The 20,661-nt window shown below is 63.3% G+C and carries 28 protein-coding genes; 11 read left to right on the top strand and 17 right to left on the bottom strand.

Annotated features, from left to right (window positions below):
- From pqqE to mtgA, 7 genes are all read right to left on the bottom strand, one after another.
- The coding region (pqqE, locus tag E4680_RS10345) for a pyrroloquinoline quinone biosynthesis protein PqqE (protein WP_135282329.1) at window positions 1-1,155 on the bottom strand (1,155 nt) is incomplete at its 3' end.
- Window positions 1,106-1,390 (bottom strand): pyrroloquinoline quinone biosynthesis peptide chaperone PqqD, encoded by a 285-nt coding sequence (pqqD, locus tag E4680_RS10340; protein WP_135282328.1) that lies wholly within the window; start codon window positions 1,388-1,390, stop codon window positions 1,106-1,108. The genes pqqE and pqqD, both read right to left, overlap by 50 nt.
- Window positions 1,387-2,127 carry a pyrroloquinoline-quinone synthase PqqC gene (pqqC, locus tag E4680_RS10335; RefSeq protein ID WP_135282327.1) on the bottom strand — a complete coding sequence of 247 codons (741 nt, stop codon included), beginning with the start codon at window positions 2,125-2,127 and terminating at the stop codon, window positions 1,387-1,389. Before pqqC ends, pqqD begins: the two co-directional genes overlap by 4 nt.
- 10 nt (window positions 2,128-2,137) lie before the next feature.
- Window positions 2,138-3,049, bottom strand: a complete 912-nt coding sequence (gene pqqB, locus E4680_RS10330; protein WP_135282326.1) for a pyrroloquinoline quinone biosynthesis protein PqqB — start codon at window positions 3,047-3,049, stop codon at window positions 2,138-2,140.
- A gap of 79 nt (window positions 3,050-3,128) precedes the next feature.
- Window positions 3,129-3,203, bottom strand: a complete 75-nt coding sequence (gene pqqA, locus E4680_RS10325) for a pyrroloquinoline quinone precursor peptide PqqA (RefSeq protein ID WP_135282339.1) — start codon at window positions 3,201-3,203, stop codon at window positions 3,129-3,131.
- A gap of 124 nt (window positions 3,204-3,327) precedes the next feature.
- The gene (locus E4680_RS10320; protein ID WP_135282325.1) at window positions 3,328-4,239 is read right to left on the bottom strand and encodes a class I SAM-dependent methyltransferase; all 912 of its coding nucleotides are present in this window, start codon (window positions 4,237-4,239) and stop codon (window positions 3,328-3,330) included.
- A gap of 91 nt (window positions 4,240-4,330) precedes the next feature.
- On the bottom strand, window positions 4,331-4,999 hold the full coding sequence (mtgA, locus tag E4680_RS10315) for a monofunctional biosynthetic peptidoglycan transglycosylase (protein ID WP_240696187.1): 669 nt from the start codon (window positions 4,997-4,999) through the stop codon (window positions 4,331-4,333).
- Between the two features lie 121 nt (window positions 5,000-5,120).
- Here mtgA and E4680_RS10310 point away from each other — a divergent pair, with 121 nt between their 5' ends.
- Window positions 5,121-5,801, top strand: coding sequence for a DUF502 domain-containing protein (locus E4680_RS10310; protein WP_135282323.1), 681 nt, complete (start codon window positions 5,121-5,123; stop codon window positions 5,799-5,801).
- Here the strand turns inward: E4680_RS10310 and E4680_RS10305 are convergent.
- Entirely contained in the window at window positions 5,782-6,201 is a 420-nt protein-coding gene (locus E4680_RS10305) for a secondary thiamine-phosphate synthase enzyme YjbQ (protein WP_205688890.1), read from the bottom strand. The genes E4680_RS10310 and E4680_RS10305 overlap by 20 nt on opposite strands.
- Window positions 6,202-6,212: 11 nt before the next feature.
- Entirely contained in the window at window positions 6,213-6,851 is a 639-nt protein-coding gene (locus tag E4680_RS10300) for an MBL fold metallo-hydrolase (protein ID WP_135282322.1), read from the bottom strand.
- Between the two features lie 97 nt (window positions 6,852-6,948).
- Here E4680_RS10300 and E4680_RS10295 point away from each other — a divergent pair, with 97 nt between their 5' ends.
- The 3 genes from E4680_RS10295 (at window position 6,949) to E4680_RS10285 (ending at window position 10,493) form a co-directional block, all read left to right on the top strand.
- Window positions 6,949-8,574, top strand: a complete 1,626-nt coding sequence (locus tag E4680_RS10295; RefSeq protein WP_135282321.1) for a hypothetical protein — start codon at window positions 6,949-6,951, stop codon at window positions 8,572-8,574.
- A gap of 102 nt (window positions 8,575-8,676) precedes the next feature.
- On the top strand, window positions 8,677-10,170 hold the full coding sequence (locus E4680_RS10290) for an alkaline phosphatase PhoX (protein ID WP_135282320.1): 1,494 nt from the start codon (window positions 8,677-8,679) through the stop codon (window positions 10,168-10,170).
- Between the two features lie 134 nt (window positions 10,171-10,304).
- Window positions 10,305-10,493 carry a hypothetical protein gene (locus E4680_RS10285; RefSeq protein ID WP_135282319.1) on the top strand — a complete coding sequence of 63 codons (189 nt, stop codon included), beginning with the start codon at window positions 10,305-10,307 and terminating at the stop codon, window positions 10,491-10,493.
- A gap of 108 nt (window positions 10,494-10,601) precedes the next feature.
- Here the strand turns inward: E4680_RS10285 and gloA are convergent, their stop codons facing one another.
- The 4 genes from gloA to E4680_RS10265 all read right to left on the bottom strand — a co-directional run bounded on the left by gloA (window position 10,602) and on the right by E4680_RS10265 (window position 12,791).
- The gene (gene gloA, locus E4680_RS10280; protein WP_135282318.1) at window positions 10,602-10,994 is read right to left on the bottom strand and encodes a lactoylglutathione lyase; all 393 of its coding nucleotides are present in this window, start codon (window positions 10,992-10,994) and stop codon (window positions 10,602-10,604) included.
- 77 nt (window positions 10,995-11,071) lie between these two features.
- Window positions 11,072-11,704, bottom strand: a complete 633-nt coding sequence (locus E4680_RS10275) for a YdhR family protein (RefSeq protein ID WP_135282317.1) — start codon at window positions 11,702-11,704, stop codon at window positions 11,072-11,074.
- A 151-nt stretch (window positions 11,705-11,855) separates the two neighbouring features.
- Window positions 11,856-12,125 carry a sulfurtransferase TusA family protein gene (locus tag E4680_RS10270; protein WP_135282337.1) on the bottom strand — a complete coding sequence of 90 codons (270 nt, stop codon included), beginning with the start codon at window positions 12,123-12,125 and terminating at the stop codon, window positions 11,856-11,858.
- 63 nt (window positions 12,126-12,188) lie between these two features.
- Window positions 12,189-12,791 carry a TetR/AcrR family transcriptional regulator gene (locus E4680_RS10265; protein WP_135282316.1) on the bottom strand — a complete coding sequence of 201 codons (603 nt, stop codon included), beginning with the start codon at window positions 12,789-12,791 and terminating at the stop codon, window positions 12,189-12,191.
- Window positions 12,792-13,273: 482 nt separating this feature from the next.
- Here E4680_RS10265 and E4680_RS14625 point away from each other — a divergent pair, with 482 nt between their 5' ends.
- Window positions 13,274-13,669, top strand: a complete 396-nt coding sequence (locus E4680_RS14625; RefSeq protein ID WP_135282315.1) for a hypothetical protein — start codon at window positions 13,274-13,276, stop codon at window positions 13,667-13,669.
- A gap of 143 nt (window positions 13,670-13,812) precedes the next feature.
- Here E4680_RS14625 and E4680_RS10255 read toward each other — a convergent pair whose 3' ends face one another.
- Genes E4680_RS10255 through E4680_RS10245 form a run of 3 tightly spaced genes read right to left on the bottom strand, consistent with a single transcriptional unit; the run spans window position 13,813 to window position 15,254 of the window.
- Window positions 13,813-14,298, bottom strand: a complete 486-nt coding sequence (locus E4680_RS10255; protein ID WP_135282314.1) for a GNAT family N-acetyltransferase — start codon at window positions 14,296-14,298, stop codon at window positions 13,813-13,815.
- 22 nt (window positions 14,299-14,320) lie between these two features.
- The gene (locus E4680_RS10250; RefSeq protein ID WP_135282313.1) at window positions 14,321-14,623 is read right to left on the bottom strand and encodes a hypothetical protein; all 303 of its coding nucleotides are present in this window, start codon (window positions 14,621-14,623) and stop codon (window positions 14,321-14,323) included.
- 49 nt (window positions 14,624-14,672) lie between these two features.
- Entirely contained in the window at window positions 14,673-15,254 is a 582-nt protein-coding gene (locus E4680_RS10245) for a carboxymuconolactone decarboxylase family protein (protein WP_240696186.1), read from the bottom strand.
- A gap of 133 nt (window positions 15,255-15,387) precedes the next feature.
- Between E4680_RS10245 and E4680_RS10240 the strand changes: the two genes are divergently transcribed.
- The 6 genes from E4680_RS10240 to E4680_RS10215 all read left to right on the top strand — a co-directional run bounded on the left by E4680_RS10240 (window position 15,388) and on the right by E4680_RS10215 (window position 20,146).
- Window positions 15,388-16,263, top strand: coding sequence for an AraC family transcriptional regulator (locus tag E4680_RS10240; RefSeq protein ID WP_240696185.1), 876 nt, complete (start codon window positions 15,388-15,390; stop codon window positions 16,261-16,263).
- Between the two features lie 529 nt (window positions 16,264-16,792).
- Window positions 16,793-17,944: a D-alanyl-D-alanine carboxypeptidase family protein gene (locus E4680_RS10235; protein WP_135282312.1), complete on the top strand. Its 1,152-nt coding sequence runs from the start codon at window positions 16,793-16,795 to the stop codon at window positions 17,942-17,944.
- Window positions 17,941-18,819, top strand: coding sequence for a D-amino acid aminotransferase (locus tag E4680_RS10230; protein ID WP_240696184.1), 879 nt, complete (start codon window positions 17,941-17,943; stop codon window positions 18,817-18,819). Before E4680_RS10235 ends, E4680_RS10230 begins: the two co-directional genes overlap by 4 nt.
- Complete coding sequence (locus tag E4680_RS10225) at window positions 18,816-19,079, top strand: YbeD family protein (protein WP_135282311.1); 264 nt, start codon at window positions 18,816-18,818, stop codon at window positions 19,077-19,079. The genes E4680_RS10230 and E4680_RS10225 overlap by 4 nt, the downstream gene beginning before the upstream one ends.
- A gap of 56 nt (window positions 19,080-19,135) precedes the next feature.
- Window positions 19,136-19,696 carry a lipoyl(octanoyl) transferase LipB gene (gene lipB / locus E4680_RS10220; RefSeq protein WP_240696183.1) on the top strand — a complete coding sequence of 187 codons (561 nt, stop codon included), beginning with the start codon at window positions 19,136-19,138 and terminating at the stop codon, window positions 19,694-19,696.
- A gap of 141 nt (window positions 19,697-19,837) precedes the next feature.
- Window positions 19,838-20,146: a DUF6160 family protein gene (locus E4680_RS10215; protein ID WP_135282309.1), complete on the top strand. Its 309-nt coding sequence runs from the start codon at window positions 19,838-19,840 to the stop codon at window positions 20,144-20,146.
- Window positions 20,147-20,234: 88 nt separating this feature from the next.
- On the opposite strand, the gene E4680_RS10210 is transcribed toward E4680_RS10215, so the two are convergent.
- Window positions 20,235-20,654 carry a F0F1 ATP synthase subunit epsilon gene (locus E4680_RS10210; protein WP_135282308.1) on the bottom strand — a complete coding sequence of 140 codons (420 nt, stop codon included), beginning with the start codon at window positions 20,652-20,654 and terminating at the stop codon, window positions 20,235-20,237.
- Window positions 20,655-20,661: the final 7 nt, after the last annotated feature.

Raw genomic sequence — 20,661 nt, 5'->3', positions numbered from 1 at the left:
GGGTATGACGGCAGGCGCGGCGTTGCGCGGATTGCGGAAGATGAGCGGGGCCGCATCGCCCTCGCGGCGGGCGGTGTCGATGGCCTCAAGGACGCGGCCGTGGTGCGGCGAGAGGCGGCAGGCGGGATCGGCGGCTTCGGCCTCCCCGGCGAGCAGATACGCCTGACAGCGGCAGCCGCCGAAGTCGACCTCGCGCTCGGGGCAGGTGCTGCAGGGCGGCTGCATCCACGCCGTGCCGCGATAGCGGTTGAAGGCGGGCGCGCCGCGCCAGATTTCGGCCAGCGACTGCTGGCGCACGTTGGGGAACACGAGATCCGGCAGTACGCGCGCGGCATGACAGGGCAGCGCGGTGCCGTCGGGCGCGATGGTGAGGTGCAGCCGCGCCCAGCCGCCCATGCAGGCCTTCGGGGTTCCTTCGAAATAGTCCGGCACGACGTAGTAGATCTTCATCGGGCCGTCGTAGGCGGCACGGAAAGCGGCGACGTCGATTTCCGCCTGACGCAACTGCTCGCGGGTGGGCAAGAGCGCGGTGCGGTTGGCGAGCGCCCAGCCGTAATACTGCGTCGTCGCCAGCTCCACGTAATCGGCGCCCAGCGCCTCGGCCAGCGCCAGCATGGCGGGGATCTGGTGCAGGTTGAGCCGGTGCAGCACGAAGCACAGCACCATGGGGAAGCCGGCGTCCTTCACGGCGCGGGCGATGGCGCGCTTGTGCTCGAAGCTGCGCGTGCCGGCGATGCGGTCGTTGAGCACAGCGTCCGCGGCCTGGAAGCTGACCTGGATGTGGTCGAGTCCGGCGGCGCGCAGCGCCTCGATGCGCCGGGCGTCGAGACCCAGTCCTGAGGTGATCAGGTTGCTGTAAAAGCCCAGCCCGCGGGCTTCCTGGATGATCGTTTCGAGATCGCGGCGCACCGCAGGCTCGCCGCCCGACAGGCCCAGCTGCACGGCGCCGAGGGCGCGCGCCTGACGCAGTACGTCGATCCACTGCGCGGTATCGAGCTCATTGCGGGCGGACGGGTAATCGAGCGGGTTGCTGCAATAGGGGCATTGCAGCGGACAGGCATAGGTCAGCTCGGCGAGCAGCCACAGGGGCGGCGACACGGGCCGCTCAGCGCAGTTCGATCCAGCCGCGCTGTCGGGCGAGGTCGATGAATTCACGAATGTCCTCCGCCAGGGTCGCTTCGCCGGGGTACTCTGCGGCCAGCGCGTCGATCAGCGTGCCGAGGCTGGTCTGCCCATCGCAGCGGGTCAGGATGGCCGCCGCCGAGTCGTTGAGCCGGATCATGCCCTCGGGGTAGAGCAGCACGTGGCTGTGCTGGGCACCTTCCCACTGCAGCCGGTAGCCGGGCCGCAGGCAAGGGATCCGCGCCGCATCGGCCGCCGCGCCGCTCATGGCGCTTTGGGCGCCGTGAAATAGGGCGGCATGTCGAGCACATAGGCCAACATCATGGCATCGAGCATGGACCAGAGCACATCGAGCTTGAACTGCACGATGGCGAGCGCGCGTTCCTGCAGCGGGCGGGTGTTGAAGTGCGCCAGCGTGAAGGCAAGGCCATGCTCGACGTCGCGCCGCGCCTCGCTGAGGCGATTGCGGAAATACTGCAGGCCAGCCGATTCGATCCACGGATAGCGGTCCGGCCAGCTGTTCAGCCGCTGCTGATGGATCTCGGGCGCGAACAGCTCGGTCAGCGAGGAACAGATGCCCTCTTCCCACGGCGACTGGCGCACGAAATTGACGTACGCATCGACCGCAAAGCGCACCCCCGGCAGCACCAGGCGCTGGCTCTCGATGGTCTCGCGGTCCAGACCGACCGCCTCACCGAGCCGTGTCCAGGCTTCGATGCCGCCCTCGTCCCCGGTACGGCCGTCGTGGTCGATGATGCGCTGGATCCAGTGCCGGCGCACCCCGCGGTCCGGGCACTTGGCCATGAGCGCGGCGTCTTTCAGCGGGATGCTGATCTGGTAGTAGTAGCGGTTGGCGACCCAGCCGCGGATCTGATCGGGCTCGAGGCTGCCTTCGTACATGCGCACGTGAAAGGGGTGGTGGATGTGATAGCGCGCGCCCAGCCCCCGCAGCCGCGCTTCGAACTCGGCCACCGGCCAAGGCACCTGATCCGCCGGATTCGTCATCGCACTACCCTCACAGCACCAGATCCAGGCCGTCCTCGGCCACTTCGATTCCGGCGGCATCGAGCTGCCGGCGCTCGGGGGAATCTTCGTCCAGAATGGGGTTGGTGTTGTTGATGTGAATCAGGATCTTGCGGGCGCGCGGAAAGGCTGCGAGGTGTTCGATCATGCCGCCCGGTCCGCTCTGCGGCAGATGCCCCATCTCCAGTGCGCGCTTCGTGCCCACGCCGCGATCGATCAGATCCTCGTCGCGCCAGGCCGTGCCATCGACCATCAGCACGTCGGCCTCGGACATGGGGGCCCGCAGATGCGGCTCGAACGCGCCCAGTCCCGGCGCGTAGAACAAACGGCCGCCGGTGGCCGGATCGGTGATGAGCAGGCCGATGTTGTCGCCCGGATGCGGATCATGGCGGTGCGGCGAATAGGGCGGCGCCTTACTGGACAGCGCAAAGGCCTGGAAGCGCAGCCCCGGCGCCTGGGCCATCTCGAACGGCGTACCGTCCGGAACGATGGCATGCCAGTCGACCCCACAGTAGTGGCTCAGCATGGGAACCACCGGAAAACCAGTGGACAGGTCTTGATGCACCGCCGGGGTGGTGTAGAGCGCAAAGCGCGGCCCCTCACGCAGCATGAGCAGGCCGGTGGCATGGTCGATCTGGCTGTCCACCAGAAGGACGGCCGCGATGCCCGTATCGCGCAATGCCCGGGCAGGACGCAGCGGCGCAAAGGATTCGATCTGGGCACGGATATCGGGGGAGGCGTTGATCAGCACCCAGCGCTCCCCGTCCGCGCTCACCGTGATGGACGACTGGGTGCGCGGCCGCGCACAGAGGGATCCCGCCCGCAACCCGGCGCAGTACGCACAATGGCAATTCCATTGGGGGAAGCCCCCGCCGGCGCCTGATCCGAGCACATGAACACGCATATCCGTTGCTTCCCCACTCCCGCAAAAACGACGAGGCCCGGTCGCTTGGCCGGGCCTCATCCGAAACCAGGATTCGGCTTCAGCGGTTGAAGATGTACATCGTCACTTCAAAACCCAGCCGCAGATCCTCGAAAGCGGGTTTGGTCCAGCGCATGGTGTCTCCCTCGTTGATTCAGCGTGTTATCGCGATCCGATCATGCTGCCGCAGGCAGTCGACGATCAAGCGTTTCATCTTAGCGACCTGGTCCGTTTCTGCCAAGCTTTGACGGTGACTTGCGTCAATCCCGCTGCGGCAGACTCCGCACCAGCGCGATGCTCATCCCGCCCCCCGGAACATAGCCGCCCATCTCCGCTGCCTGCAGATAGTCGCGCTTGGATTTTCGGGTTAGGTTGATGCACAGCTCGTAACCCAGACGCTGGAACCACTGCGGCAAATCATCGAGGTCCAGCCACGTATGAAACGGCTCCCCGATCCGCCGCCAAACCCGCGCGGCGATGGCGCGACGCAAGCGCACCCCGACCGACTTGGGACGCTGGGCGGTGAGTTCCAGCACGCTGGTATCGACGTAATCGAATGCGACCGTGACGCCGCCAGCGCACAAACCGCGCAGCTCGCGGAACACGCCCTCCACCACGGACTTGGGCAGATAGTAGGTCACGCCCATCCAGTTGACGAAGGTCGGCAGCGCCGGATCGAAACCGGAGGCCAGCAAGCGTTCGCTGAGTGATTGGGTGGTGAAATCGATGGGCACGAAGACCTGACAGGGATGCGTCGCGAGGCCGCGCTCGGCGATGCGGTTGCGCTTGGCGGCCTGGGTGGCCGGATGATCCAGCTCGAACACGCGCAGCCGGTCCAAGAGATCGGGCCGGCGCCAGACAAAGGTATCCCAGCCCGCACCCAGAATCACATATTGCCGCACACCGTCGGTATCCATGGCGCGGACCAGTTCATCCTCGGCGAAGCGTGCCCGCAGGAGCAACGCGGCCATGAATCGCTTCAACTGCGGGCGGCGCTCGAACAATCGGGCCATGCGCCGATAGGTTCTCGGACGCCGCACGATGCGCTGGCCGCGCTCGTTCAACAAGTGCTCAGCGATTGTGTCCTTGAAAATCGGAATGCCTTCCCGGACCGCCAGGGCCCGGAACAACATCACCATGCGGGAAGTGAAACTGGCTTGTCCGTCGCGCATCCACGCTCCATCCTCGGGCCATCCCGGCCCGGCCGAGTTGGGTCACTCAAATCAAGCTAGCACAGGATTCGGAAAACGCCGGGCGCCGGGGTTACAGCGCCGCCAGATAATCCGGGCCGAGTTGGCGCATCTGCCTGAGAATCCACAGCTGACGCTGGCGCACACTCGACGATGGCGCATCGACCCGGTAGCGGACGGGGTTGGGCAGCACTGCCGCCAGAAGTGCTGCCTGGGCCGGATTCAGCCGCGCGGCGGAAACCCCGAAGTAACGCTGGCTGGCGGCTTCGGCGCCATACAGATGGTCACCGAACTGCGCGAGATTGAGATACAGCTCCAAAATGCGCGCCTTGGGCAGCAACAGCTCCATCCACACCGCGAGCCAAGCCTCGACGCCCTTGCGCAACCAGTCCCGCCCCCGCCAGAGAAACAGATTCTTGGCCGTCTGCTGCGTAATCGTGCTGGCCCCACGCACGCGGCCACCGCGGGCGTTGTGATCGAGCGCCTGGCGAATCGCCTTCAGATCCAGTCCGAAATGGCTGGGAAAGCGCTGGTCCTCGGCCGCCACCACCGCCAGCGCGAGATGGGGGGAGATCCGCTCAGCCGGAACCCAGCGGTACTCCGGCCACACGCGTTCGCCCGCTGCCACATTGCGCACCAGTTGGTGCACCATGAAGGCACTGATCGGTGGCGGCAGCACACGCAACGCCAGGATGGGCACGATGGTCAAACCCAGCGCCGCGAACACGACGGCCCAAACCATCAGGCGCAGCCGGCGCAATGGAGATCGCCGCCGCGGTGCCCTGCGGGAACGGGCATGAGGTGACCAGGGCGGTGGTAGGGGCATGGGACCGATTTTCCTTTTTCAGTTCCAGGAGTCGACGATGCAATGGCGCAAATCCAAATGGCACTCCCAACGCTATCTCGTCACCGGGATCGTCACCATCATCCCCCTCTGGATCACCTGGTGGATCATGGCGTTCGTCTTCGATCAGCTCACGGTTATCAGCATGCCTGCCGTGCGCACTCTGGCCAGTCGTCTCAACGGCCCTTCCGATCCGCTCGTCAGTCTGCTGGCGCATCCCGCCATGCAGTCGCTCGTGGCCGCGCTGTTGACCCTGGTGCTGCTCTACCTGCTCGGTTTGCTCGCCAGCTTCGTCATCGGACGCCGCCTGATCGCGCTGATGGAGGGCATTTTGCACCGCATTCCGCTGGTTCAGACCATCTATGGCGGGATCCGGCAGTTGATGCGCTCGCTCGAAAGCCATCCCAACAAGCCGCAGCGCGTGGTGCTGATCGAATTCCCGGGGCCGCACATGCGGGCGGTCGGTTTCGTCACCCGGATTCTGATCGACGAGGAAACCGGCACCGAGCTGGCCGCCGTTTATGTCCCGACCACGCCGAACCCGACCTCCGGCTATGCCCAGATCGTGCCCACCGACCGGCTGATCGCGACCGACTGGAGCGTGGATGAAGGGATGCGTTTCATCATTTCCGGCGGCACGATATCACCGGATCGTGTGCGCTACTTCGACTCCGCCGCCGTCAATGCCCCCAAACCGTGACCAGCACTTCGCGATCCATCGATTCGATGCGGTGTTCCCAGAGGAAAATGCCCTGCCAGGTGCCGAGGGCGCAGCGGCCACCGCGCACCGGAATCGTAAGCTCGACCTGGGTGAATACCGAGCGCAGATGCGCCGGCATATCGTCGGGGCCTTCGAGGTGGTGACGGTAGCGGGGATCGCCATCGGGCGCGAACCGGGCGGCGAATGCCTCCAGATCCGAACGGACGCTTGGATCGGCGTTTTCACAGAGGACCAACGACGCGCTGGTGTGGCGTAAAAAGGCCTGACACAGCCCGGTTCCGATCCCCGAGCGGCCGATCACCCCCTGCACGGCCGCGGTGATCTCCCACAAACCGCGCCCCACCGTTTGCCAGGAAAGGGCTTCCTGCGCCATCCGCATGCCGGCCTCACTCATCCATAACGCCCCGACACGAAGGGATTACTGCGCCGCTCCTCGCCGAACGTCGAGGTCGGGCCGTGCCCGGGCACGAAGCGAACCTGATCGCCCAGCGGAAACAGCTTCTCGCGAATGCTGCGGATCAGGGTCTCGTGATCGCCCCCCGGAAAGTCCGTGCGGCCGATGGATCCGGCGAAAAGCACATCGCCGACCTGGGCAAACCCTGCCTCGGGTTCGAAAAACACCACGTGCCCCGGGGTGTGGCCGGGACAATGCAGGACCTGCAAGGTGAGCTCGCCCACGGTGACCGTATCGCCTTCCTCCAGCCAGCGATCAGGGGCGAACACGCGGCCGCCGAAACCCATCATCTGGCTCTGCTGGGGCAGCATCTTGATCCAGAACTCATCGGCCCGGTGCGGCCCCTCCACGGGCACTCCGGTGGCTTCGGCCAGCTCCGCGACCCCGCCCACGTGGTCCAGATGACCATGCGTGACCAGGATGCGGGTCAGCTTCAGCGCGTGTTTGGCCAGGATGGCACGGATGCGTTCGACTTCCCCACCCGGATCAACGACTGCCGCTTCGCGAGTCTGTTCACACATCAGGATGGTGCAGTTCTGGGCAAAAGGCGTGACGGGAATAACAGCGTACTTCATGGTTTCGAACCTGCTCGAGCGATCGGCAACCGGGATCAGAACATGTGTGTTTCCGGCTGAAACGCTTCTGACATCCAGGACCGGGATACTTCACCGCATGATAACGACTCCCTGGTCCAAACGCCGCTTTATCCGCCCACGCCACTGGACGGCTGGCCTGGCGCTGTTGCTGACGGCTTTCGGCGCCCTTGCCGGCTCCCCGGCTTGGGACGTCCGCTACCAGCGCGTCTTCACCAATCCCGAAGCCGTGATTCCGCCGCAGTGCTATACCCGGACCGAAGGCCGCTTCAACCCGTGCTACACCTGTCACCAGACCCATCCGCCAGCTTCGGGGCGACCCAATCTGATGGATGATGCGCATCTGCAGGGCGTCTACGCTTTTTCCGAAGTCGGTATTGAAAACCACTGGTCCAACCTCTTCGTGGATCGTCGCGCGGCCATCGCAGCCATTCCCGATGCCGAAATCCGCGCCTATGTCGCGATAGACAACTACACGCCGCTCATCGAAACCTTGCGCAGCAGCGACTTTCGCGGCTGGATTCCCGATCTCGACGATCTGGCCTATCCGGAACGTGCCTTTGATCGCGAGGGCCGCGCGCGGGACGGCAGCGGTTGGATCGCGTTTCAGTACAAACCGCTGCCCAGCACCTTCTGGCCGACCAATGGCTCCATCGACGATGTGATGATTCGGCTGCCCCCTGCCTTCCGGCAAGACGCCGCGGGTCGGCCGTCCTGGCCGGTCTATCTCGCCAACCTCAGCATGCTCGAGGCAGCGATCAAGGGGATGGATGCGATCGACACGCCGCCCATCGATGAACAGGCGCTCGGTGTGGATCTGGACGGCGACGGCCGGCTTGGCCGAGCTACCCGATTGATCACTCCCGACCACTATCTGGGTGCAGCCCGCACGATTCCGGTGGTGCGTTTCCTCTATCCGGTCGGCACCGAATTCCTGCACACGGTGCGCTACCTCCACGTGGATGGCCAAGGCCGGATCGGCCCGGCCCCGCGCATGAAGGAAGTGCGCTATCTCCGCAAGGACCGGTGGGTCGATCCGGCCACCCTCGGCGCGCTTTACGATGAGGAAGCGTGGGAAAAGCAACAGGGCTTTCTGCCCCAGATCGGCTGGCAGGGCGAGCGCGGCGCCGTCAACGGCTTCGGCTGGCGTCTGCTCGGTTTCATCGAGGATGCCACGGGAAACCTCAGACCCCAGAGCCACGAGGAAACCTTTTTCTGCAAGGGCTGCCACAGCTCCATCGGCGCCACGATCGACCAGACTTTCGCCTTCCCGCGCAAGATTCCGGGGGTCCGTGGCCAGGGTTATGTCGATCTGCGCGGGATGCCCGATGCGCCCTCGCTCGGCGAGCTCGAAGGGGAAATCCGCCAATATCTGCGCCGCGTTGGCGGGGGCGATGAGTTCCGCGCCAATACCGAGATGCGGGCGCGCTGGTTCGGCCCGGACGGTCAGCTCGACCCTGCGCGCCTGAATCAGGCCAAGGATGTCTACACGCTCATCGTCCCCAGCCCCGAACGCGCGCTGGCCCTGAACAAGGCCTACCTCACCATCGTGCGGGAGCAGTCCTTCCTGAAGGGCCGCGACGCCACTCTGGTCCCGGCCGAAAACGTGTACCGGGAGGTAGACACCGAGGTGCCGCCCCTCGCGCCCGAGCACCGGGTTGCGGGCAACCTGCTGCTCGACTGGGACGCCGCGATCCGGCCCTGAGCCTGTCACCGAGTTGACACCGCAGTTTCACCATTTCATCCACCCAGCCGCATTAGCCTGTCGGAGTTTTGCCACCCGCCGACTTCACGAGGAGGATTTCTCATGCGCTGTTCCCGTCCCACCTGGGCCCTGTTGGGCCTCGGGTTGCTGGCGTCAGGCCCAACCCTGGCTGCAGATTTTGGTGAGTTGATGCAAAAGCAACTGGAATCGGGCAGCAATCGGCTGTTCGGCTTCACCAAGCCCTTGGCCGAATCCGCGACCACGCCATCCGGATACGCGCGCGCCCCCGGTCAGCCGGCAACCGATCACATCTTGCTGGCGAAAGGGCTGCGGGTGAGCTACCTCACCCGCGATGCAGCCGACAAGACCGACCAGATGGTGTTCTGGCCCTCTGACGCCAAGCCGACGCACCTGATCACCTGCGTCGAGGAGTTCGAACGCCAGGTCATCGGCACATTCCCGAATGGGACGGAAAAATACAACCCGTCGGTTCAGCGCATCCGGCTGTCCGACGGACAGGTCGAGACCATCCTGCGCGGCATGGCCGGTTGCGACGGGATCCGTCGCACGCCTTGGGGAACGATCATCGCCACCGAGGAAACGAGCGACGGCCAGGTCTATGAGCTCATGAATCCGCTCCAGCTGACGAATCTCACGCTCACCGGCCGCGGCACGTCCGAACTGTTCGACCCCACAGGCGCCAACGTCACCGACACGACCAGCAAGGTTGTGGTGCGCGATGCGCTGCCCAAGATGGCTTGGGAAGGCCTGGCGGTGACACCCCAAGGGGTTGTGATTGCTGGCGACGAGTTGCGCCCCGGGTCCTACACGGACACCCGTACCGGCACCCGGGATACCGACGGCGGCGCGTTGTTCAAGTTCATCCCCGCCGTCCCGGCTTCAGGCCAGCCTGTCAGCAACCTGAATCAGTCGCCACTGGCAGCGGGCAGCGTCTATGCACTGCAGATCTCGTGCGTCGACAACAAGCAGCAGTTCGGCCAGGGTTGCGAAGTCGGTCAGGGCGCCTGGGTTGCCGTCACCGCCGCCAACGCCCGGGTCGATGCCAACAACGCCGGCGCGACCGGTTACTACCGCCCCGAGGACCTGCATGACGATCCCGGCTATGAGGGCGAGGGCGTCCGGTTCTGCTGGACCAACACCGAAAACGCCAGTGCCGAAAACTACGGCGAGGTGATGTGCGGCATCGACCGCGCGCCACTCACCGCCAGCAGTGACCGCACCGTCTCGGTGAACCGCTTCGTGGAAGGCGATGCCGACTTCAACCAGCCGGACAACCTGGCTTTCCAGCCCGGTACCCGCAACGTCTATGTCATCGAAGATAACCCCAATGGCGACATCTGGGCCTGCCTGCCGGACGGCGCGGACCGCGACATCAAGACCGATGGCTGCGTGAAGATGCTTTCGGTGGTGGACAATACCGCCGAGCCGACGGGCTTCCTGTTCAGCGGTGACGGACGCACAGCCTACGTCTCCATCCAGCACAGCCGCGATCCCGCCAACGGCAGCATGGATATCGACGACTTCGGTACCGACGATGTCCTCATGATCACCGGCTTCAAGCCCGTGCGGCCCTGACAGACCCGCACCACCGGTCATCTCGGGGCAGGGTCCACCCGTCCCCGACGATGTCCCTTCGGCCCGCCCGGCCCAGCCGTGCGGGCTTTTTTTCTCGCCCGATCGTCATCGAGGGCGGCTTGGTGCAGTCGGTCATGACCGGCCAGCCTGATGCGGCGCCGTCCGTGGCCGCGATCGATTACGACACCGATGGATTCGAGGTCGAAGATCCGTGTCACATCACGCAATCGGATAGTCGCGAGACCAAGGCCCTGGTGGTCGAACACGGTGTAGAGCCCACCGCCCTCGACCTTGATGAGGTGTTCCAAGAAGCCGAACAGTAATCAACAACAACGTCCCGCCTCATTCGGGGCGTCTCGCCCGTCCTGGCTGACAGCATGGCGAGCGTGGTTGTGACGATGCCCTGTCCGCCAAGTCTGACGCATACAGGTTCACACGGTAATGCGCTGAATCAGCTCTATCGGGTAACCGTCAGGGTCGACGAGAAAAGCGATCACCTCATTCGATCCCTTGAGCGGTACGGGCTCCCGCGTGATCCTGCCACCCCGCTTTTTGATTTCCGTGCAGGCTCGATGGCAATCATCGACGCCGATGGCGATGTGGCCGAAGCCGGAACCTAACTCGTAGCTGGCGATGCCCTCGTTGTCGGTCAGCTCCAATACACAGGTAGCGGATTCATCGCCGTATCCCAGGAAGGTCAATCGGTAGCGTTCCTCGGGCTGCTCAAGGGTACGGAGAACCCGCATGCCCAAGACACCGATGTAGAAGTCGATGGAACGTTGCATGTCGCCTACGCGTAGCATCGTGTGCAATATTCGGTTCATCGGACATGACCGCCATCTTTTACGGATCAAAAAGGAGGCTCCCTCCCACCGGGAAATGGCAGAGAGCCCGGACAGGATCAGATGAAGAATGGCGAATGCATTTGCCGGCTCGCCTGTTCCACGACACCGGCATCAAAGACGCGTGTGTAGAACGCTGCATTCAGTTGCTTCGTTTCGGTCGGAAAGTAGTTCAGAGCGAAGTTACGCGCGTTGTTGATCGTATCGAATGCGTAGATGCCGCCCAGTGTGTTTGTATGCAGACCACTCAGCCATGTCTTGTGAAGCAAGCCGGGTTGCCGCTTCAATATCGGATTCAGGTCGCGCCAGGGCGCCTCGGCGAAGGGCACACTGACCTGGACTTCCGTATAAACAAACGCGCCGGGTTTCCGGGTGGCCTTTGCGCCGAAATGCACCGAGTTCATGTCACGACTGGCCTCCTCCACGATGCTCGCGTCGAAGATGCGCGTGGTCTGCGGCGCGCCGAACTTCCTGGCTTCGTTCGGGAAATAGCGGGTGACGAATTCCTGGGCGTGTTCGATGGTGTCGAAGGCGTAGATACCCCCCAATGAATGGTTGCCGACACCGGCAAGCCAAGTCTTGTTCATGAGTCCCGGCTGTTGCAACAACGTCAGGTTTACGTCCTTCCATGGCGCCTGATCAAATGGCACGGATATTTGTAACTCGGAATACACAAACGCTTTCTGGGTCATCATCATTTCCTCGTTGCTTGGGTTGCGAAGCGACGATTCGGTGGCCTCGGCATCCGAACCGTGCAGGAGTGATCAAAACTCCGTAGCGAAGGTCCCGGTGACGGCAAGCTTCAATACCTTGCGACGATTCGTTCTTGGGGGTGTTGGGGTGTCATTGCATTTCATCGATGTTTTCCGGTCTGGGGAGTTGGTTATGCTTTGCGAATAACGACGGTGTGTTCATTGCCTCCTCATGGGTCGCGATGAGGTCGTGACCGGTCTGTTGGCAAAAGGCGCGCATGTCCTTTACTACGCCCCGATCGGTAGCGATGACCGCAAGCGTTTGTCCGGTGTTCATGGCGTCGAGCGCGGTGCGGGTTCGGAGGATGGGCAGTGGGCAATTCAGTCCCTGAGCGTTAAGGGTTTGATCCGTTGCATTCATCCGTTTCACGCCTGTCTCCAGTTTTGAGTAGACCGGTCGGTATACTCTGCGGTAAAAAAAATGTTACCTGTCCCGGGGTATACGGATCGCGGTCACGGCGGATCCGAGCCGGCGAATCAGCTCGGGATCATTCTGTGCCTTGGCCAGAAGCTGAATCCCCTCCAGGTATCCGAGCATCGCCTCCGCCGTCGCTGCTTCATCCACGGGTGGTAATGCGCCACTTTGGACAGCATCCGAGACCGCAGACCGAATGTGGTTGGAAAGCGAATTCAGACAACCGCTGGCCTTCCGTCGCAGCGCCTCGTCCTGGGTCGCCTGTTCCATCACCATGTTGCCAAAGGGGCACCCTGGCAAATGGCCATGGGTATCAGTCTGTTCCTTCTGAAACGCATAGAGCTCTTGGACAAACCGGTCGAGACGCGCCAAGGGCGTGATCTTCGTCGAAAAGGCGTTGGCGATCAGCGTCTCACTGAGACGCTCGCGGAACTGTTCCATGACCGCCAAGGCGAGGTCGCGCTTGCTGGGAAAGAAATGGAAGAAGCTCCCCTTGGATACGCCAGCCCGCTCGCAAATCGTCGCGATACCCACATCGGCATAGCTCTGGGCGTGGAACAGCCCTGCGGCGGTATCGAGAATCTGCTGGCGTGTGTCACTTGCATGGGTCATGGCCTTTTTATACTAGACCGGTCGGTATACTGTCAAGGAGGTGATTTATTTTCCGGTTTCAACCCCATGGGGCATTGCCAGAGTGAAACCCGGCGCGGAGAGCGTAAAAGGGGGCTCAAAACGGGTTGAGTGGGGAGGAAACCAATTAGAGACGTGAATGGCCCTAAGTTAAGCCCCGAGTGCTCGTCATTCCGGCGCAGGCGGGGATCCAGAATCCGCATTCGCGGTGCATTCATGGATTCCGGCCTGCGCCGGAATGACGCATAGATCGCCTCCTGCCTTAACTTAGGGAAGTCCTGAAATAATCACCTTGAAGGGGCCAGAATGGGGCAACGGATAACGGAGCGGCGCATGCATCAGGCGACCTTCGAAGATGCCGGGCAGCAGGGCGAACGGCCGCGGCGCGAGCGGGATCCGGCGATGCGCCAGACCCGCAAGGGCCAGTAGTGGCATGTCGGGATGAAGGCGCACATCGGGTCGACGTGGATTCCGGGCTAGTTCATTCGGTGGTGGGCACGGCCGCGAACGTCCAGGACCTGACACCGGTTGCGTGCCGGCTCCATGGCCCTGAGATGCATGTCCACGCCGATGCCGGCGATACCGGCAGGAGCATCAGGACGCACTGCAGGGCCGAAGTCGCCGAGCATGTGGCCGTGCGCCCCGGCCAGCGCCGCCAACTCAACCGGCGCACCGAGGTGGACGGGCGCCTGAATGCCTCATTCCGGGAGCACGCATCACCATTTGGGAAGGAACGAATACCGCGCTCCACATCCGCCCATCCAAGCACGGACCTGCTCGCGGTGAATTTCAATCGGCGGAGTGAGCCAGGCACTTTCGAATTGGCCCTGCCCTATCAGCTCGATATGACCCTCGACTGACCCGGCTTCGAGACCCGAGATGCCCAATGACGTTCGTGCCGATCACGCCGCTCAGTGTGCGCTCCATCGATCAGGTGTTGCCCCGGCTTCTCACACCGCCAGAACACGATTCTCAGCTACCGTAAATCACGGCCGGCAGGCGATCATCCGGTTGCCAACCAATACTTCAGGAATCGTTGGCCGTCGTATTCGGTTTCGCCGACGAATCGTGCGCCGAGCCTCGCGAAGGCCCCGAGGTGCTTGCGCGACGGCGGCAACAGGAAGGTGACATCGGCGATGCGCGCATCGGCCTGGGCAAACGCGAGCGCCTTTCTGGTGATGCGCCAGCCGAGCCCGAAGTTCTGCGGCCTGAGGACCAAGCCGTAATCCCATTCCTCGCCCTCTCGCTGAAAGCCGCCCCAGCCCACATAGATACCCCGATACAGGATGGCCCAATGCCCCAGGCCATCTCGATGCCAGCAGGCTTCCTTGGCGTCGACGAATCGGGCCACGGCATCATGATCCCAGTGCAAGGTGAGCAGGGGCATGTGCTCGGCAACGCGCGGATCCGACATATGCGCGATGATCTCATCGGGCGACACCTGGGTCAGCCGGGTGAAGGTCACATCGCATTCAGGTGCAATCGCCATGGATGGTTTGTCTCGGCAAGGTTCATGCGGCAAGCGCTGGGCGCGCTCCGGTGGCAATGGCTGCGAACGCAATCTGCGGCATCGCGCGATGCCCCAGGCTAACCATTCCGGTATCAGTGTGACCGACTGCCGGTCGCTGCAGCTGTCCCGGAATCCCGTCGCCGCCGATCGGCGGCGACGGCAACCGGGTGAACGTTCCCAGCGATACCATAAGAAAGCCGGCCGGTTCATTATCCCGTTCGCGGGGCGTCACCGGCGCGCCGATGAAACCCCGCTTGCGGAGGCCCGCAGCGACCCCGGTGAACCGCACCAGCGCCGGTTTCACGGCACTCCTGCCGCGCGCTGAAGGACGGACAGAGGGTCGCTGTGGTGTCTCAAGCCGCCGAAGACAACTCAATGACGGGGAAATCCACGTCGGTATCGGCGATCCGGTTCACATAGTTGGTCAGCACGTTCAGCGCGACGTGCGCGATGATTTCGATGATCAGGCCATCGTCCAGGCCGGCCTGACGCGCGGCAGCCAGAGCCGTGTCGCTGATCTCGGCCCGCGATTGAACGATGCGCAGCGCGAGATCGGCGACGGCGCCCTCCTGCGCATCCTGGGCCCGGCCGTGACGAGCCTGGTCGATGTCTTCGCTGCTCATGCCGGCACCCCGGCCCATGGCGACATGTGCGCTCAGGCAGTAACCGCAGGCATTTTCCTGGGCGACAGCGATCGCGATGATTTCGCGCTGGCGGGGGGTCAAGCGGCCGGGTCGCAGCGCCTCTGAAAACTGCAGGTAGCCGTTCAGCGCGGCCGGGGCCTGGGCCAGCGTGGTGAACAGGTTGGGCAGCATGCCCAGTTTGGCGCCAACAGCCTTCAGGGTGGCCGCGGTCTTGGCATCGGTCTGAGCCAGCGTTACAGGATGAATGCGTGGCATGACATCGTTCTCCATGGGTTTGGTTTTCAGGTTCATGCGTCATCTGACGCAAGGAGATATTGGCCCACGGCGCGATACGATTTGCGCCTATTTGTATCAATTTTTATACTCATCGTCTCTTTTCGGCACCCCGAGTCCGGGGCCGCCCGGGCCGAGCCCGGACAGGGCGATGATGCGAGTAACACGAATGGACGATCGGCTGGTCGAACTGCTCCGACATTTCGAACTTGGCGCTCGGGTATTCCAGGCCGGCCCGCTGTGCCATTCAGCGCATTTCGACGCCGCCGATGGCCTCGGGCATATCCATGTGCTGCAGCAAGGCATCCTGCGGATCGACTCGCCCGGCCAGCCGACGCTTCTGCTCGATGAACCGGGCCTGTTCTTCTTCATGAACCCCACCGTACACCGCCTGCTGCCACAGGCGCCTGACGTCACGATGGTCTGCGCGTCGCTTGAATTCGGGGCGGGGCTGCGCAACCCGCTGGCGCGCGCCCTGCCCGAGGTCGTGCTGATTCGCTTGCGCGAGCTGCCCACCCTGAACATGACCCTGCAACTGCTGTTTCGTGAAGCCGCCGAGCGACATTGCGGGCGTCAGGCCATACTCGATCGGCTCATCGAGGTGGTGTTCATTCAGGTTCTGCGTGATCTGATGGATCAACAGCGCCTGCAGGTCGGTCTGCTCGCCGGGCTGGCCGAGCCTCGATTGGCGAAGGCGCTTAACGCCCTGCACGCCGAACCGGCGCGCAATTGGTCGCTTGAGGAGTTGGCCGCGACCGCCGGTATGTCGCGGGCGCGGTTTGCGACCACATTCCGCGAAACGGTCGGCACCACGCCGGGCGGTTACCTGGCGGAGTGGCGGGTTGGGGTCGCCCAGTCGTTGCTGCGACAGGGTAAGCCAGTCCAGTTGGTCTCCGATGTCGTCGGGTACGGCAGCGCCAGCGCCCTGGCGCGCGCCTTCCGGGCCCAGATCGGCCTGTCTCCAACCGAATGGCTGAAGCGCCATCACCTGGACCGATCTGACGGCGCGGCGACCGCCTCGGCATGAGGCGCGACGGCTCTGTAGGAACGGCACGATCGGTGACCCGGCGATTTCATGTTCATGGGTGTCATGGAACGGCAACTGGCCTGAGCGAAGCATTCGGACGATGGATTCGAGGTGGTCCCGCGAAAACCGTTTCGCAGGCCGACGGCCCGAAGACGATGGCGCGCCTCTGATTCCATGTGATCGCACCGCACCACAGGACCACCCGCCCCGAGACGGCCGCTTTTGCCAGCCATCGGACGCGGTGAACGCCGTGTTCCGACAGAAGTGGATTCTCCGCCTCGGACTGGGCCGGGCAGACCGTGCGACGGGCCGATACGCGCGGGCGCCTTCATTCTTGCCGGGGCAAAACCTGACACGTGATCCGCCTCCGGTCATCCCGCCTGTACCCACGGCCACTTGCGGCTCGATCGGCGTCGATCGGCTGCTCCGCCGCCGGGGTTGTGTGAACCGCGCCACAGGCTAGAATGAGCGTTTTCGCAGGGCGCTTTCCTGCGATCTGGCACGCCACCGACAGGGGTTCTGACTTCCCATGTTGCCCATCCGGTTTCCTCGCTCACTCCTGATTTCCGTCCTTCTGCTTCTCTGGACCACCGCTGCGCTTGCCGCGCCCATCCCGGTGCCGGCGCCGCCCCAGATCAACGCCAGCAGCTATGTGCTCATGGACTTCGACAGCGGCCGTCTGCTGGTCGCGAACAATCCCGACTTGCGAGTCGAACCGGCCAGCATCACCAAAGTCATGACGGCCTATGCAGCGTTCCGGCAACTGCAGGACGGGGATCTGAAGCTCGATGAACAAGTCACCATCAGCGAGAAGGCCTGGCGGGCGGAAGGATCGCGGACGTTCCTACGGGTCGGCACGCAGATCGATGTGGAAACCCTGATCAAGGGCATGATCGTGCAGTCGGGAAACGATGCCAGCATCGCCCTGGCCGAACACATTGCCGGGGCTGAGGAGTCGTTCGCCGGCCTGATGAATCAGTACGCCCAGAGCCTGGGCATGACCAACACCCATTTCACGAACGCGACCGGACTGCCCGACCCGAATCATTACACCACGGCGCGGGATATCGCGATCCTGGCCCAGGCGATGATTCGGGACTTCCCCGAACAGTACGCGTGGTACTCGATCCGTTCCTTCCTGTTCAACGGCATCGAGCAATCCAACCGCAACCGCCTGCTGTGGCGGGATGCCAGCGTCGACGGCCTGAAGACGGGGCATACCAGTTCGGCCGGCTATTGTTTGGTGTCGTCCGCGAAGCGGGACCAGATGCGGTTGATCAGTGTGGTGATGGGCACCCCCAGTGACAATGCGCGCATGAACGACAGCCAGGCACTGCTCAACTATGGCTTCCGCTTCTACAGCACGCACCGGCTCTACCCGGCGGGTGAGGCCGTGACCGAAGCGCCGGTCTGGATGGGCAAGGCGAACAAGGTCGTCTTGGTGCTGAAGAAGGATCTCTTCATCACGGTTCCGCGTGGACAGTATGACGGCGTGCAGACTCAGGCCGAGGTGCAGGACAGGCTGGTCGCCCCGTTGCCCGAGGATGGACCGATCGGCAAGCTGGTGGTTCGCTTCAATGACGAGCCCCTGACCGAGGACGCACTCTATCCACAAAAGGCGGTGGAACGGGGCAGCTGGTTCAGGCGCCTGTGGCACTGGCTGTTGATGTGGTTTCAATGAGCATGTCCGGCATGGTCTACCTCAATGGTGAGTTCCTGTCGCTGAGCCAAGCCCGGGTATCGGTGCTCGATCGGGGATTCCTGTTCGGCGACGGCGTCTACGAAGTCATCCCCGTTTATGGCAAGAAGCCGTTTCTGCTTGCCGAGCACCTCGACCGGCTCGACCGAAGTCTGGCTGCCATCTGGCTCCACAATCCCCTGGATCGCGATGCCTGGCACCAGATGATCGAATCGCTCATCGATCAACAGCCGCCGGGCGACTGGTCGATTTATCTGCAAGTGACGCGCGGCTGCGATGATCACCGTGATCATGCCTTTCCGAGCGAAGTCCATCCCACGGTTTTCGCCATGGCCAGTCCGCTCAAGCCGCCCCCTGCCGAGTGGCTGGAAAATGGCGTCAGCACCCTCACACAGCGCGATCCGCGCTGGGGACGCTGCGATATCAAGGCCATCACGCTGCTCCCCAACAGCCTGTCGCGCCAACAGGCGAAGACTGCCGGCGCGGTGGAAATGATCTATCTGCGGGATGGCGTGCTCACCGAAGGCGCGGCGAGCAATATTTTCGTGATCCGCAACGGCGAGGTTCTGACCACGCCGGCTGATGAGCGAATTCTCCATGGAATCACCCGCCAGCTGGTGCTGCATCTGGCGCGCCAGGCGGATCTTCCCGTGCGGGAGATCGATATCCCCGAAGCTACACTGCGCAGTGCCGATGAGCTGTGGATGACCAGTTCAACCCGGGCCGTGATCCCCATTACCCGCCTTGACGGTGCCGCAGTGGGACATGGACAGCCGGGGCCGATGTATCGACGCATGGTGACGCTCTGGGAAGAGGCGCTGGCGCGCTGGCGAAGCGGCGCCACGATCATGGCATGACCCGGGACACGATCCTCTCTTTTCCCTGTATCTATCCGGTCAAGGCCGTGGCTCGCCATGCGGACGATCCGAAGCATCTGGTGTGTACGCTCATCAGTGCCCATGTCCCGGAGGCGGACATCGTGGGCGTCGAGAGCCGTCCCAGCAGCGGAGGACGGTATCTCGCCGTGACAGTGACGCTGCGCGCGAGCAGCCAGGCCCAACTCGATGCGCTCTACCGTGACCTCAGCGCCGACAAGCGGCTGCTGTGGGTGATCTAGCACCGTTACAAATCCGCGATTGGGGCCTGGCGCCGTATGCCGAGGTTTGGGAGGCGATGCGCGCGTATACCGACCATCGCGACGAAGAAACGCCGGATGCGCTCTGGTTCGTTCAGCATCCGCCGGTGTACACACTTGGCATGCATGCACACCCTGAGCATATCCTCGCCGCAGGCGCCATCCCCGTTGTCCACACCGACCGGGGCGGCCAGGTCACCTATCATGGTCCCGGCCAATGGGTGGTCTATCCCCTGTTGGACCTGCGCCGACGGGGATTCGGGATCCGCAGCCTGGTCAGCGCACTTGAGCAGGCCGTCGTGGATATGTTGGCCGACTATGCAATCGAAGCGCACGCTCGACGCGAAGCCCCCGGAGTCTATGTCGGCCATGCGAAGATCGCCGCACTGGGACTGCGTATCCGGCGCTCGTGCAGCTATCACGGTCTGGCGGTCAATGTCGCCATGGATCTTGCGCCGTTCGCCGGAATCAATCCTTGCGGCTTCAGCGGCCTGGCCGTCACCCAGATTCAGGCATTTCGACCCGATCTGTCCATGGTGCAGGTCCGTTTGGACCTAGAGTCCAAGCTCCGGCAAACTCTTCGCCTTCCGCTCGTCTGAGCCTCAGACGCAGCGCATCTCGCATCCACCCCGAAACAAGGCTAACTGCGCCCGCTCAAGCGTCATCCAATATCGCCGATAGTTGCTTTACCGCGAATTGGATTCGTCGGTTGTGTGTTTTGGATCTGCGAGGAGACTCTTATGAAACTCAAGCTGTTATCGATGAGTTGCGCGCTGGCTGCTCTGCCATTGCTGGCACAGGCCGAAATGAACGACATGTCGAATGCGGCTTTGTCTGATGTCCACGGACAAGCGCTGAGCATTGCCCGAGACAAAGGACGCAGCTTTAGCTTTGATACAACCAGCGACACCATGTCGTTCTCCAAAGGCAGCCTGCTGGATATCGATGCCTCAGGCATGGTGTTCGGATACGGCTTTACCCTGACCGACCTGGGATGGGACCGCAATCGGGGCTTTTCGTTGAGCTGGACCGCGCCCGTCGTACCCTGATCCGGCGGCTAATCCGTTACCCTGATCTCATTGACCTGACGAAAAAAGCCCGCTTCGGCGGGCTTTTTTCATCATCGACCAGATCACCTCAGCCGCGGATCTTGCGCAAACGCTCCAACATCTGCAGCTTCGCGATGGCTTCCGCCAGTTCAGCCTGGGCGCGCGCATAATCGATATCCGATTGGCGCTGCGCCAGCACATCCTCGGCCCGACGCTTGGCCTCGAGCGCTGCCGCCTCGTCCAGATCCTTGGCGCGCAGCGCCGTATCCGCGAGAACGGTAACCTTGAAGGGCTGGATCTCAAGAATACCGCCGGAGACAAAGTAGTGCGCATCCTGGCCCTGCTCGTCCCGCACGCGGACCTCGCCAGCCCGCAGCATGGTCAAGAGTGGCGCGTGGCGCGGTGCGATACCGACATCCCCTTCCACAGCAGGCGCAAACACCATACTCGCGCTTCCGGAAAAGATCTCGCCTTCGGCACTGACGATATCGACATTGATTTGACTCATCTCGGCC

The sequence above is a fragment of the Candidatus Macondimonas diazotrophica genome, assembly GCF_004684205.1.
Lineage (GTDB): Bacteria > Pseudomonadota > Gammaproteobacteria > UBA5335 > UBA5335 > Macondimonas > Macondimonas diazotrophica.
This window is presented reverse-complemented; position numbering and strand designations above follow the sequence as displayed.